The following is a 13,618-nucleotide window of genomic DNA, read 5'->3' as shown; positions in this document are numbered from 1 at the left end:
AGGGTACTTTTGCCGCCCGGGAGGGCGGGAAACAAAGCGCTTCAAAGCGTCTCGATGGCGATGGCGTGAAGGCCCTGTGCGATGAAAAGTTGCAGCGCATCATACACAAGCCGATGGCGCGCCACGCGCGGCTTTCCCTCGAAGAGAGGAGAGGCAATCCGCACCCGGAAATGGGTTCCGTAGCCCTCGGCGTTGGCGCCCGCGTGGCCGGCATGTGCGGCGCTTTCGTCGATCACTTCGAGCACGGTCGGCTGCAGGGTGGCCCGAAGGCGCGCTTCCAGGTCGCTGGCGGTAGGAAGGCTCATGCCGCAGGCTTGTCCGATTTCAGGTGCGGCGAAATGTACAGCCCCTGCGCCACCAGGAACACGATCGGGAATGCATAGCCCCAGAGCTTGAAGTTCACCCAGGCGTCGGTGCTGAAGTAGGCCGCCACGTAGGCGTTGATCACGGCCATGAACACGCAGTAGGCGATCCAGGCGACATTGAGGCGGCCCCAGACCTGCACCGGCAGGTCGAGCTGCGCGCCCAGCAGCATCTTGAGGAAGTTCTTCTTGAAGACCCACAGCGCGACGGCCAGCGCCACGGCCATGGCACCGTAGAGCACGGTCGGCTTCCACTTGATGAAGCGGTCGTCGTGCAGGAGCAGCGTGAGCGAGCCGAAGAGCAGGATCAGCACCAGCGTGGCCTTCTGCATCGGCGCCAGCCGGCGCTCGGTGAACCAGACGATGCCCATCTGCAGCACGGTCGCCGCCATCAGCACGCCGGTGGCGGTGTAGATGTCGTAGAGCTTGAAGGCGCCAAAGAACAGCAGGATCGGGAAGAAGTCGAGCAGGACCTTCATGTTCAGCGCTTCTGGAAATCGAGCGAGGCGGAGTTCATGCAGTAGCGCAGGCCGGTATCGGTCGGGCCGTCCGGGAACACATGGCCCAGGTGGGCGCCGCAGTTGGCGCAGACGTTCTCGGTGCGCACCATGCCGTGCGAGCGGTCGACCACGTTCTTGATGGCGCCGGGCACCGCCTCCTGCGAGAAGCTGGGCCAGCCGCAGCCCGCATCGAACTTGGTGGCGGATTCGAACAGCTTGGCGCCGCAGCAGATGCAGTGGTAGGTGCCGTCATCCCAATGCGCCTCGTACTTGCCGGTGAAGGGGCGTTCGGTGGCGGCATGCCGCGTGACCTCGAAGGCGCCGGGCTCGGCGCCTTTCTCGGCCAGGAAGGCTTTCCATTCGGCGTCGGTTTTCTGGACGGGTGCAGTCATGATGAGCAGCTGATTTCGATCGTGGAAGCCCAGTCGGGCGGGAAGCCGGCATAGGCCTCGTGGCCGGCGTGGTCTTCAAATGGGGTTTCGAGCAGCTTCAGCAAGGTGGCCACGCCCGAGAAGTCCTTGCGCTGCGCCGATTCGATGGCTTGCTGGCCCAGATGGTTCCGCAGCACGAATTTCGGATTGGCGCCGCGCATCGATTGTGCCGCCCGGGCGGCCGGGACCTGCGCGTGGCGCTGCGCGAAGGACTGCAGCCAGCCGTCGATGCCCGCCCGGTCGAGGAACAGGTCGCGCACCGAGGCCACGTCGCCACCGGCCTTGTGGTCGGCGAGGCGGCGCCAGAAGATCGTGTAGTCCACCTTCTCCTGCGCCAGCAGCTTGAGCACGCCTTCGACGAGCGCGCGGTCTTCCGCCGCGGCCTCCGGCAGGCCCAGCTTGGCGCGCATGCGCGCCTCGTAGGCCTGCGGGAACACCGTCTTGTACGACTCCAGCGCAGCCACCGCCACCTCCTGGTCGCCGATCAGCGGCAGCAGCGCCTGGGCCAGGCAGAACAGGTTCCAGTAGGCGACGTTGGGCTGCTGGTTGTAGGCGTAGCGCCCGCCCGTGTCGCTGTGGTTGCAGATGTGGCGGGGGTCGAAGCCGTCGAGGAACTGGAAGGGTCCGTAGTCGATGGTGAGCCCGAGGATGCTCATGTTGTCGGTGTTCATCACGCCGTGGCAGAAGCCGACGGCCTGCCACTGCGCCAGCAGCGTAGCGGTGCGCTCGCTCACCGCCTCGAGGAAGGCCGCGTAGGCGTTGCCGCCGAAGCGCTGGAAGCGTGCGTCATGGCGGCAGGCCGGGTAGAAGCGGTCGATCACGAAGTCGGCCAGGGCGCGCAGCTCGTCGACGCGGTTGGCGGCGGCGAAATGCTCGAAGTGGCCGAAGCGGATGAAGCTGGGCGCAGCGCGCGTCACCACGGCGGCCGTCTCGATTTCCTCGCGCACCACCGGCGCGTCGGAGCCCGTCACGCACAGCGCGCGCGTGGTGGGGATGCCGAGGGCATGCATGGCTTCGCTGCAGAGGAACTCGCGGATGCTGGAGCGCAGCACCGCGCGGCCGTCGCCCATGCGCGAATAGGGCGTGCGGCCCGCGCCCTTGAGTTGCAGCTCCCAGCCGCTCGCGGTCTCGCCCAGCAGGATGGCCCGGCCGTCGCCCAGCTGGCCGGCCCAGACCCCGAACTGGTGGCCGCTGTAGACGCTGGCCAGCGGGCGGGTGCCGGCGACCGGCACATTGCCGGTGAAGGCTGCCACGCCGTCTTCCGAATGCAGGCCGGCCTCCTCCAGTCCGATCTCGCGCGCCAACGCATGGCTGCGGCCGACCCAATAGGGCTCGGGCAGCGGGGATGGGCGGAGCTCGGTGAAGAAGGCGGGGCCCAGGGTGGAGAAGCCGGCGGTCCAGTCCAGTCCGAGATCGACCACTTCCGCTTCGTCTGCAAGGATGCTCATGGGGGGATTGTCCCGTACCCACCTAAACCCCGGGCCGCGGGGGCCATCGGCTCTCTACAGGCTTTCTGTTTCCATTTGTTCAAGCAAGGCGCTGCGCCTCGGTTTCCCCGGCGCGAGCCGGTAGAGTTCGGCGTGCGCTCCCTCGCGCCCCCACATCCAGGTCTTCCCCCTCCCATGTCCAGTCTCATCGTCCACGGCGGCACGCCCCTGCGCGGCCGGATCAGCCCTTCGGCCAACAAGAACGCGGTGCTGCCCGTGCTCTGCGCCACCTTGCTCACCCGCGAGCCCCTGCGCCTGCACGGCGTGCCCGACATCACCGACGTGCGCAAGATCCTCGAGATCTTCGGGGCCCTGGGCAGCGACGTTCGGCTCGACCGCGAGGCAGGCACCCTGGACCTGCACCACCGCGACACCGCCTTCGACGCCGCGCGCCATCGGCTGCCGGAGGAAATGCGTTCCTCGATCATGCTGGTGCCGCCGCTGCTCGCCCGCTTCGGCGTGGCGCGGCTGGAGGACAACGTCAAGGGCTGCACCCTGGGGGTGCGCGAGATCGATCCGCACGTCGAGGTCTTCCGCCACTTCGGCGGCCGCGTCGAACGCACCGAGGGCTCGCTGCTCGTGCGCCTGGCCGAGTGCATGCGGCCCGTGGACCACTGGCTGGACTACGCCTCCGTCACCACGACCGAGAACTTCGTGCTCTGCGCCGTCGCCGCCGCGGGCACCTCCACGCTGACGAACGCAGCCTCGGAGCCCCACGTGCAGGAGTTCTGCCGCTTCATGGCGATGATGGGTGCGCGCATCGAGGGCATCGGCACCTCCAAGCTCACCGTGCATGGCGGCGCACCGCTGGCCGGCGGCGAATTCCGCTTCAACGAGGACTTTCACGAAATCACGACCTTCCTGGCGCTGGGCGCCATCACCGGCGGGGAGGTGCAGGTGCGCAACACCGCGCCGGAGCAGTTCCCGCTGATCGACCGCACCTTCGCCAAGTTCGGCGTGCGGATCGAGCACCGCGACGGCTGGTCCCAGGCCCACCGCAGTGGCCCGCTGAAGGTGCAGGCCCCGTTCACGGCCAACGTTCTGACCAAGGTCGAGGCCGCCCCGTGGCCCTACTTCCCGGTGGACCTGCTGCCGATCTTCATCGCGCTGGGCGTGCGCGCCGAGGGCAACGCGATGTTCTGGAACAAGGTCTACGACGGAGCGCTGGGCTGGACCGGCGAGCTCTCGAAGTTCGGCGCCCATGTGTTCTCGTCCGACCCGCACCGGCTGATCACCTTCGGCGGCGGGCCGCTGGCGCCGGCCGTGGTCGAGAGCCCTTACATCATCCGCGTGGCGATCGCGCTCTTCATGGTCGCGGCGAGCATCGAGGGACGCTCGGAGATCCGCAACGCGGCGCCGATCCGGCGCGCCCATCCGCGCTTCGTGGAGAACCTGCGCAGCCTGGGGGTCCGCGTGGAGTGGACGCAGGACGAGTAGGGCCGCAGGGCGCCGGGATGGCGCCGGCTCGGCAGCAGCGTCCCGGGGACTTCCCTGGGGTGTTCTGCGGGTTTCTGTCATTGTCGGATCGCCCGAAGATTGCGTGAATCGCTGGTACCGCACGGGTCCGTTGTCGCGGCCCGCGGTTTCACGTTTCGTTGTTTGAAGGAGCCTTCCGATGCTGGGTTTGATGCAGGACCAACCGTTGCTGATCTCGTCGCTGATCGAGTTCGCCGAACGCCACAACGGCGACGGGGAAATCGTCTCGCGGCGGGTCGAAGGCGACATCCACCGCAGCAGCTGGCGCCAGATCGCTTCCCGTGCGCGCCAGGTCGCCAACGCGCTGGACCAGGAACAGCTGCTCTTCAGCGACCGGGTGGCGACCCTGGCCTGGAATGGATACCGCCACCTGGAGCTGTACTACGGCGTCAGCGGCAGCGGCCGCGTGCTGCACACCGTCAATCCGCGGCTGCATCCCGACCAGATCGCCTGGATCGCCAACCATGCCGAAGACCAGATCCTGTGCTTCGACCTCACTTTCCTGCCGCTGGTGCAGGCGGTCCACCCCAAGTGCACGACCGTGCGCAAGTGGATCGCGCTGTGCGATGCCGACAAGCTCCCGGCCGACACCGGCATCCCCAACCTGGTGAGCTACGAGGCCTGGATGGGCCGCCTGTCCGACCAGTATGACTGGCCGAGCTTCGACGAGAACTCGGCTTCGAGCATGTGCTACACGAGCGGCACCACCGGCAACCCCAAGGCCGCGCTCTACAGCCATCGCTCGACCCTGCTGCATGCCTACGCGGCCGCGCTGCCGGACGTGATGAACGTATCGGCGCGCGACTCCGTACTGCCGGTGGTGCCGATGTTCCACGTCAACGCCTGGGGCATCCCGTATTCGGCGGCGCTCACCGGATGCAAGCTGGTCTTCCCCGGCCCGGCACTGGACGGCAAGTCGGTCTACGAGCTGATCGAGAGCGAGAAGGTCAGCTTCGCGGCCGGCGTGCCCACCGTCTGGCAGATGCTGCTGGGCCACCTGCAGGCGCAGGATCTGAAGTTTTCCACCCTCAAGCGCACCGTGATCGGCGGCTCGGCCTGCCCGCCGGCCATGATCAACGCCTTCCAGCAGCGGTACGGGGTGGAGGTGCTGCATGCCTGGGGCATGACCGAGATGTCGCCGCTCGGCACGCTGTGCACGCTGAAGAACAAGCACCTGTCGCAGTCGCAGGAGCAGCAGACGGCCATCCGCATGAAGCAGGGCCGGGCCATCTTCGGCGTCGACATGAAGATCGTCGACGGCAACGGCAAGGAGCTGCCCTGGGACGGCAAGGCCTCCGGCGACCTGCTGGTCAAGGGGCCCTGGGTGGTCAAGGAATACTTCAAGGGCGAGGGCGGCGACCCGCTGGTGGCAGACGAGCGGGGCCGCGGCTGGTTCCCCACCGGGGACGTCGCCACCATCGATGCCGACGGCTTCCTCCAGATCACCGACCGCAGCAAGGACGTCATCAAGTCCGGCGGCGAATGGATCAGCTCCATCGACATCGAGAACATCGCGGTGGCCCACCCGGCTGTCGCAATGGCGGCCTGCATCGGCGTGCCCCATCCCAAGTGGGACGAGCGCCCGATCGTGGTGGTGGTGAAGAAGCCCGGCGCCGACCTCACCCGCGAGGAACTGCTGGCCTTCTACGGCGGCAAGACGGTGGCCAAGTGGCAGGTGCCCGACGACGTGGTCTTCGTCGAGGCGATCCCCCTGGGCGCCACCGGCAAGATCCTCAAGACAAGGCTGCGCGAGCAACTGCGCGACTACAAGCTGCCGGAGTGCTGAGGCGCCGCGATCCTACCGGCCGGTAGCACCAGTGAGGTGCGACCTGTCGCATGGGTGATAGAAAAGCGCCCCCGCGGGCGGGCGCTTACGGGCATTCCCTGACGGGCAGGGGTGCAAAGACCAGTAACCTCATCCCGCATTGCAGCATGAACAGGAGACAGGAATGAAATTCGCACCGAGCCCACTGAGCGTACTGAGAATTGCAAGCGCGGCCATCCTCGCCGCCACCGCCACCGGCGCCCTGGCCCAGAAGGGCGAGACCGTGAAGATCGCCTGGCTCGATCCGCTGTCCGGCCTGATGGCCGCGGTGGGTACGAACCAGCTCAAGACCTACCAGTTCCTGGCCGAGGAGTTCAACAAGAAGAACGTCGCCGGCGTCAAGTTCGAGATCATCGGCATCGACAACAAGCTCAGCCCGCAGGAAACCACCAACGCCCTGCGTTCGGCCCAGGACCAGGGTGCACGGTACGTGTTCCAGGGCAATGGCTCCGGCGCCGCGCTGGCCATCATCGATGCGCTCGAGAAGAACAACGCGCGCAATCCCGGCAAGGAGTTGCTGTACATCAACTACGCCGCCGTCGACCCGGACCTCACCAACAGCAAGTGCAGCTACTGGCATTTCCGCCTCGACGCCGACACCTCCATGAAGATGGAGGCGCTGACCACCTTCATGAAGGACCAGCCCGACGTGAAGAAGGTCTACCTGCTCAACCAGAACTACTCGCACGGCCAGCAGGTCGCCAAGTTCGCCAAGGAGAACCTGAAGACCAAGCGGCCCGACGTGCAGATCGTCGGCGAGGACCTGCACCCGCTGGCCCAGGTGCGCGACTTCGCGCCCTACATCGCCAAGATCAAGGCCTCCGGCGCCGACACCGTGATCACCGGCAACTGGGGTTCCGACCTGGCGCTGCTCATCAAGGCGGCCAACGACTCCGGGCTGAACAATGTCAAGTTCTACACCTACTACGGCACCGTCAGCGGCACGCCCACCGCCATGGGCGCGGCCTCGGCCGGCAAGGTGTACCAGGTGGGCTACGGCCACTACAACATGGGTGGCGACATCCAGCGCCTGGCCGAGGAGTTCAACAAGAAGTTCAACGAAGACCTCTACACCTCGTCCGCCTACACCGCCTTCGTCATGTTGAGCGAAGCCTTCGTCAAGGCCAAGTCCACCGACCCGGTCAAGGTCGCTGCGGCGCTGGAAGGCATGAAGTTCAAGAGCTTCAACGGCGAGGTCGAGATGCGCAAGACCGACCACCAGCTCCAGCAAGGCCTCTACATCGCCAGGTGGGAGAAGGCGGAGGGCAAGTACAAGGTCGATGCCGAGAAGACCGGCTACACCTTCGTCCCGGTCAAGTACTACGAGCCCTACGTGGCCAGCACCCCGACCTCCTGCCAGATGAAGCGGCCCAGCCCCTGATGGCCTGAACAGGCCCCAGCAGTGCGGTCGAGGCCCGACTTCAACACTCGGGCCTTTTTCTTTTCTCTTTCCGTCTGAGGAACGATGAACCTCGAATTCTTCGTCATCTCGCTGCTCAACGGCGTCAGCTACGGGCTGCTGCTGTTCATGCTGAGCTCCGGCCTGACGCTGATCTTCAGCATGATGGGCGTGCTCAACTTCGCCCACACCAGCTTCTACATGCTCGGGGCCTACGTGGCCTACACGCTGTCCGGGATCATCGGCTTCTGGCCGGCCCTGTTCATCGCGCCGCTGCTGATCGGCGTGCTCGGTGCCGGCTTCGAGCGCTACAGCCTGCGGCGCGTGCACAAGTACGGCCACGTGCCCGAGCTGCTCGTGACTTTCGGCCTGTCCTACCTGATCCTCGAACTGGTGCAGCTGGTCTGGGGCCGCTCGACCGTGCCCTATGGCCTGCCGCCGCAGCTGCAGGGCCCGCTCTTCACGCTCTACGGCACCCAGTTCCCCAGGTCGCGCTCCTTCATCATGCTGGTGGCGCTGCTGATGCTGCTGTCGGTATGGCTGCTGCTGACGCGCACCCGCATTGGCCTGGTCATCCAGGCCGCGCTCAAGCACCCGGAGATGGTCGAGGCCCTTGGCCACAACGTGCCGCGCGTGTTCATGCTGGTGTTCGGCGGCGGCGCGGCACTGGCGGGCCTGGCCGGCGTGGTGGGCGGCAACACCTACGTCACGGAGCCGGCGATGGCGGCCGCGGTCGGCTCGATCATCTTCGTGGTGGTGGTGGTCGGCGGCATGGGCTCGCTGGCCGGGGCCTTCCTGGCCTCGCTGCTGATCGGGATCATCCAGACCTTCGCGGTGGCGATGGACCAGTCGCTGGCCACCGGCCTGCAGGCGATCGGCGTGGCCGTCAGCGAGCAGACCTTCGGCTACGAGCTGCTCAAGCTCACGATCTCGCAGGTTGCGCCGATCCTGCCCTATCTGTTCCTGGTCCTGATCCTGATCTTCAGGCCCAAGGGTCTGCTCGGCACCCGGGAGGATTGAAGAATGAGCACGACCCACGACGGTCTCCAGCAGGCGCCGGCATCGGTGGCTGCGCCCGCCGGCCCCGCGAGCCCCAGGCAGTACTACCGTTTCAAGCCCTGGAACATCGGCCGCTACCTCATCTGGACCCTGTTCGCGCTCGCGTTGATCGCCGCGCCGCACGTGTTCCGCAGCAGCCTTGCGCTGACCATGCTTTCGCAGATGGGCTATCTCATCGTCATCTGCCTGAGCTACAACATCCTGCTTGGCCAGGGCGGGATGCTGAGCTTCGGCCATGCGGTGTACACCGGGCTCGGCTCCTTCATCGCCATCCACGCGATGAATCTGGCAACCAAGGGCGCGGTCCCGGTGCCGCTGGTGCTGATCCCGGTCGTTGGCGGACTGGCGGGCATGTTCTTCGCGGTGATCTTCGGCTACGTCACGACCAAGAAGTCCGGCACCACCTTCGCGATGATCACGCTGGGCATCGGCGAACTCGTGGCGGCGATGTCGCTGATGTTCCCGACCTTCTTCGGTGGGGAGGGTGGCGTCACCACCAACCGGGTCTACGGAACGCCTTTCCTGGGCTTTACCTTCGGCCCGCAGATCCATGTCTACTATCTGATCGCGGCCTACTGCTTCGTGTGCACGGCGCTGATGTACGCCTTCACCGGCACGCCCCTGGGCCGCATCCTGAATGCGGTGCGCGACAACCCGGAGCGGGTGGAGTTCATCGGCTACAACACGCAGCGGGTGCGCTACTTCGCCTTCATCATCGCCGGCTTCTTCGCGGGCGTGGGCGGCGGGCTCGCGGCGATCAACTTCGAGATCGTCAACGCGGCCGACAGCCTGAACGCGATCCGCTCGGGCGGCTACCTTCTGTTCACCTTCCTCGGCGGCGCGACCTTCTTCTTCGGGCCGATCATCGGCGCGGTGCTGCTGGTGTTCGCGTCGGTGCTGCTGTCGGAGCTCTCCAAGGCCTGGCAGCTCTACTTCGGCCTGGTGTTCGTCTTCATGGTGATGTTCGCGCCGGGCGGCATCGCGAGCCTCATCATGATGAACCTGCGGGTGGCGAAGTTCGGCAAGTTCAACCGCCTGTGGGGCCTGTACGGCGCGTTCGCGCTGGCGGCCATCCCGCTGGTGGCAGGCGCCGCCGCGGTGATCGAAATGATCTATCACATCCAGCTCAACTCGGCCCTCGGGCCCACGCTCAACTTCTTCGGCATGACGCTCGACACCTCCGGCTTCGCGAGCTGGGCGGTCTCGGTGGCGCTGCTGGTGGTCGGCGTGGTGTTGATCGAGCTGGTGCGGCGCCGCTTCGTGCGGGTCTGGGGCAAGGCCCAGGAAGAGATCGAGGCCGAGATCAAGCGCGGGGAGGCGGCATGACCCATGCATTGGAACTGAAGTCGCTGCGCAAGAATTTCGGGAAGACCGAGATCATCCGCGGCGTCGACCTCGCCGTGGAGGCTGGCGACCGGATCGCCATCATCGGCCCCAACGGCGCCGGCAAGTCCACGCTGTTCAACCTGATCAGCGGGCGGCTCGCGCCCACCAGCGGCGAGGTGCTGCTCAACGGCCAGCGCATCGACGGCAAGAAGCCCTTCGAGGTCAACCGGCTCGGCCTCTCACGCAGCTTCCAGATCACCAACATCTTCCCCAAGCTCAGCGTGTTCGAGAACCTGCGCTGCGGCGTGCTGTGGAGCCTCGGCTACCGCTACACCTTCCTGCGCTTTCTCTCGAACCTGGACGACGCCAACGAGCGGGCCGAGGAGCTGCTGCGCCAGGTCCACCTTGAAAAGAAGCGCGACGTGCTCGCAGTCAACCTGACCTATGCCGAGCAGCGTGCACTGGAGATCGGGGTCACCATCGCCGGCGGCGCCGGCGTGATCCTGCTGGACGAGCCCACCGCCGGCATGAGCAAGACCGAGACCGCGCATTTCATCGCGCTGATCAAGCAGGTCACGGTGGGCAAGACCCTGCTGACCGTCGAGCACGACATGGGCGTGGTCTTCGGCCTGGCCGACAAGATCGCCGTGGTCGTGTACGGCGAGGTGATCGCTTTCGACACACCCGCGGCGGTGCGTGCCAACGCGCGCGTGCAGGAGGCCTACCTCGGGTCGGCCGTGGCCGATGCGCAGAGCGGGGGGCACTGACATGCTGAAACTCGAAGACATCCACGCCTACTACGGCAAGAGCCACGTGCTGCATGGCGTTTCCTTCGGCGTCAACCCGGGCGAAATCGTGGCGCTGCTGGGCCGCAATGGCTCGGGCCGCTCGACCACCGCCAAGGCCATCATGGGCCTGGTGCATGCCGAGGGCGGCCTGCACTGGAAGGGGCAGGACATCCTGCGCCGCAAGGCCTACGAGATCGCGCATCTGGGCATCGGCTACGTGCCCGAGAACCGCGACATCTTCCCCAGGCTCACCGTGCACCAGAACCTGATGCTCGGGCAGAAGGGCAGCGGCAAAGGAAGCCGCTGGTCCTTCGACGACATGTACGGCATGTTCCCGCGCCTCAAGGAACGCCAGCACACCGAGGCCGGCGTGCTCTCGGGCGGCGAGCAGCAGATGCTGACGCTGTGCCGCACCCTGATGGGTGACCCCGACCTGATCATCATCGACGAGCCCACCGAGGGCCTGGCGCCCAAGATCGTGGAGCTGGTGGGGCAGTACCTGCGCACGCTCAAGGACAAGGGCATCTCGGTGCTGCTGATCGAGCAGAAGCTGACCATCGCGATGGAGATCTCGGACCGCGCCCTCGTGATGGGCCACGGCAGCATCGTGTTCGACGGCACGCCGAACAGCCTGCGCGGAGATGCCGCGACGCGCAAGGAGTGGCTCGAGGTCTGAAGCTGCGGCGAGACTTTGTCTCGCCAGCGACTGGGGACCGTTGCCGCCTCGCGCGAAACGCCTAGAATTCCCCGAGAAAAAGAACGTTCGTGCTTTTTAGATGCGAAGCAGCGAAGCAAAGCGCATGCTGCATCCCCAACCCGTTTTTCGATCCTCTCCCATCCCAAAGGAATGCAGCATGACGGCTGAATACAAAGTGCTTGGCGATGTCGCCGTGATCACCCTGGCCAACCCCCCGGTCAATGGACTCGGGCACGCGACGCGCATCGGCATCACCGACGGCCTCTCGAAGGCCCTGGACGACGCGGCCGTCAAGGCGATCGTGATCACCGGCGCCGGCAAGGCCTTCTCGGGCGGCGCCGACATCAAGGAATTCGGCACGCCGAAGGCGCTGCAGGAGCCCAACCTTCTGAGCGTGATCCTCGCCCTCGAGGCATCGACCAAGCCGATCGTCGCGGCCATCCATTCGGTCTGCATGGGCGGCGGCCTCGAACTGGCCATGGGCTGCCACTACCGCGTCGCCGCGCCCGGCACCAGCGTCGCGCTGCCCGAGGTCAAGCTGGGCCTCCTGCCCGGCGCCGGCGGCACGCAGCGCCTGCCGCGCGTGCTGGGTGTCGAGACCGCGCTCAACATGATCGTGAGCGGCGAGGCCGTGAAAAGCGAGATGCTCGCTTCGCTGCCGGGTCAGAAGCTGTTCGACAAGCTGGCGGCCTCGCCCGAGTCGCTGTTCGAGGAGGCGATCGAGTTCGCCAAGGCGATGGCTGCCAAGGGCGGCGATCTGCCGCTGGTGCGCAACCTGCCGTGCAAGCATCCGCAAGGCGACGCCTACTTCCAGTTCGCGCGCAACACCGTCGGCGCGATGTCGAAGAACTATCCGGCGCCGCTCAAGTGCGTGGACGCGGTCGAGGCTGCCACCAAGCTCAAGTTCGACGAGGGCATGGCCGAGGAGCGCCGTTCCTTCGTAGCCTTGATGTTCACGCCCGAGTCGGCGGCGCTGCGTCACCTGTTCATGGCCGAGCGCGCGGCTTCGCGCATTCCCGACGTGCCCGAAGACACGCCCCAGCGCCCCATCAAGTCTGTGGGTGTGATCGGTGCCGGCACCATGGGAGGCGGCATCACCATGAACTTCCTCAACGCCGGCATCCCCGTCAAGATCCTCGAGATGAAGCAGGAGGCCCTGGACCACGGCATCGCCACCATCCGCAAGAACTACGAGGCCCAGGTCAAGAAGGGCAAGCTCCAGGCCGACAAGTACGAGCAACGCATGGCGCTGCTGTCCACCACGCTGGACTACAACGACCTGAAGGACGCCGACCTCATCATCGAGGCCGTCTTCGAGGAGCTGGGCGTCAAGGAGAAGGTCTTCAAGGAACTCGACCGCGTCGCCAAGCCCGGGGCCATCCTCGCGTCCAACACCTCCACCCTCGACGTCGACAAGATCGCCGCCTTCACCAAGCGCCCGCAGGACGTCGTCGGCATGCACTTCTTCAGCCCTGCCAACGTGATGAAGCTGTTGGAGGTCGTGCGCGGGAAGCACACCGCCAAGGACGTGCTCGCCACCGTCATGGGCGTCGCCAAGAAGATCAAGAAGACGGCGGTGGTCTCCGGCGTGTGCGACGGCTTCATCGGCAACCGCATGATCGAGCAGTACTCGCGCCAGGCCGGCTTCCTCCTCGACGAGGGCGCCACCCCGCAGCAGGTGGACCGCGCCATCGAGAAGTTCGGCTTCGCCATGGGCCCCTTCCGCATGGGCGACCTGGCCGGCAACGACATCGGCTGGGCGATCCGCAAGCGCCGCGCCGTCGAGCATCCCGACATGAAGTACAGCCGCACCGCCGACAAGCTGTGCGAGCTCGGCCGCTTCGGCCAGAAGACCGGGGCAGGGTGGTACGACTACCAGGCGGGCAAGCGCGACGCGATCCCGTCGCAGCTCGTCAACAAGATGATCGAGGACCACCGCAAGGAGCTCGGCATCACGCCGCGCAAGATCTCCGACGAGGAGATCGTGCAGCGCCTGGTCTACGCGCTGGTCAACGAGGGCGCGCACATCCTGGAGGACGGCATCGCTTCCAAGTCGGGCGACATCGACATGGTCTACCTCACCGGCTACGGCTTCCCCATATGGCGCGGCGGCCCCATGCACTACGCCAACCAGGTCGGACTCTTCAACGTGGCCGAGGCGATGAAGCGCTTCGCAAGGAACCCGCGCGACGATGCGGCGTTCTGGCAGCCCGCGCCGCTGATCCGGAAGCTGGTGGCCGAAGGCAGGCAGTTCGGCTGACCGCGAGC

At 66.3% G+C, this 13,618-nt stretch carries 12 protein-coding genes; 8 read left to right on the top strand and 4 right to left on the bottom strand.

The window, feature by feature from the left end:
- Positions 1–41: 41 nt before the first annotated feature.
- Genes E5P3_RS15955 through E5P3_RS15940 form a run of 4 tightly spaced genes read right to left on the bottom strand, consistent with a single transcriptional unit; the run spans position 42 to position 2,741 of the window.
- Positions 42–305, bottom strand: coding sequence for a BolA family protein (locus E5P3_RS15955; protein ID WP_162586865.1), 264 nt, complete (start codon positions 303–305; stop codon positions 42–44).
- The gene (locus E5P3_RS15950; RefSeq protein WP_162586864.1) at positions 302–841 is read right to left on the bottom strand and encodes a septation protein A; all 540 of its coding nucleotides are present in this window, start codon (positions 839–841) and stop codon (positions 302–304) included. The genes E5P3_RS15955 and E5P3_RS15950 overlap by 4 nt, the downstream gene beginning before the upstream one ends.
- Before the next feature lie 2 nt (positions 842–843).
- A complete protein-coding gene (gene msrB, locus E5P3_RS15945) occupies positions 844–1,254 on the bottom strand; it encodes a peptide-methionine (R)-S-oxide reductase MsrB (protein ID WP_162586863.1) in 411 nt (136 codons plus the stop codon).
- The gene (locus E5P3_RS15940; RefSeq protein ID WP_162586862.1) at positions 1,251–2,741 is read right to left on the bottom strand and encodes a protein adenylyltransferase SelO; all 1,491 of its coding nucleotides are present in this window, start codon (positions 2,739–2,741) and stop codon (positions 1,251–1,253) included. Before E5P3_RS15940 ends, msrB begins: the two co-directional genes overlap by 4 nt.
- Positions 2,742–2,915: 174 nt before the next feature.
- Between E5P3_RS15940 and E5P3_RS15935 the strand changes: the two genes are divergently transcribed.
- The 8 genes from E5P3_RS15935 to E5P3_RS15900 all read left to right on the top strand — a co-directional run bounded on the left by E5P3_RS15935 (position 2,916) and on the right by E5P3_RS15900 (position 13,610).
- Entirely contained in the window at positions 2,916–4,217 is a 1,302-nt protein-coding gene (locus E5P3_RS15935; RefSeq protein ID WP_162586861.1) for a UDP-N-acetylglucosamine 1-carboxyvinyltransferase, read from the top strand.
- 178 nt (positions 4,218–4,395) lie between these two features.
- Positions 4,396–6,042 carry a 3-(methylthio)propionyl-CoA ligase gene (locus E5P3_RS15930; RefSeq protein WP_162586860.1) on the top strand — a complete coding sequence of 549 codons (1,647 nt, stop codon included), beginning with the start codon at positions 4,396–4,398 and terminating at the stop codon, positions 6,040–6,042.
- Positions 6,043–6,205: 163 nt separating this feature from the next.
- Positions 6,206–7,462 carry a branched-chain amino acid ABC transporter substrate-binding protein gene (locus E5P3_RS15925; protein WP_162586859.1) on the top strand — a complete coding sequence of 419 codons (1,257 nt, stop codon included), beginning with the start codon at positions 6,206–6,208 and terminating at the stop codon, positions 7,460–7,462.
- Positions 7,463–7,546: 84 nt separating this feature from the next.
- Complete coding sequence (locus E5P3_RS15920) at positions 7,547–8,500, top strand: branched-chain amino acid ABC transporter permease (protein ID WP_162586858.1); 954 nt, start codon at positions 7,547–7,549, stop codon at positions 8,498–8,500.
- 3 nt (positions 8,501–8,503) lie between these two features.
- Positions 8,504–9,865 (top strand): branched-chain amino acid ABC transporter permease, encoded by a 1,362-nt coding sequence (locus E5P3_RS15915; RefSeq protein WP_162586857.1) that lies wholly within the window; start codon positions 8,504–8,506, stop codon positions 9,863–9,865.
- A complete protein-coding gene (locus E5P3_RS15910; protein ID WP_162586856.1) occupies positions 9,862–10,632 on the top strand; it encodes an ABC transporter ATP-binding protein in 771 nt (256 codons plus the stop codon). The genes E5P3_RS15915 and E5P3_RS15910 overlap by 4 nt, the downstream gene beginning before the upstream one ends.
- A gap of 1 nt (position 10,633) precedes the next feature.
- Entirely contained in the window at positions 10,634–11,329 is a 696-nt protein-coding gene (locus E5P3_RS15905) for an ABC transporter ATP-binding protein (protein ID WP_162586855.1), read from the top strand.
- Positions 11,330–11,507: 178 nt separating this feature from the next.
- Positions 11,508–13,610: a 3-hydroxyacyl-CoA dehydrogenase NAD-binding domain-containing protein gene (locus tag E5P3_RS15900; RefSeq protein WP_162586854.1), complete on the top strand. Its 2,103-nt coding sequence runs from the start codon at positions 11,508–11,510 to the stop codon at positions 13,608–13,610.
- The last annotated feature ends 8 nt before the right edge of the window (positions 13,611–13,618 follow it).

The sequence above is a fragment of the Variovorax sp. RA8 genome (assembly GCF_901827175.1).
GTDB lineage: Bacteria > Pseudomonadota > Gammaproteobacteria > Burkholderiales > Burkholderiaceae_C > Variovorax.
The sequence above is the reverse complement of the archived record's forward strand: the minus strand, read 5'-3'. Positions and strand labels throughout refer to the sequence as shown.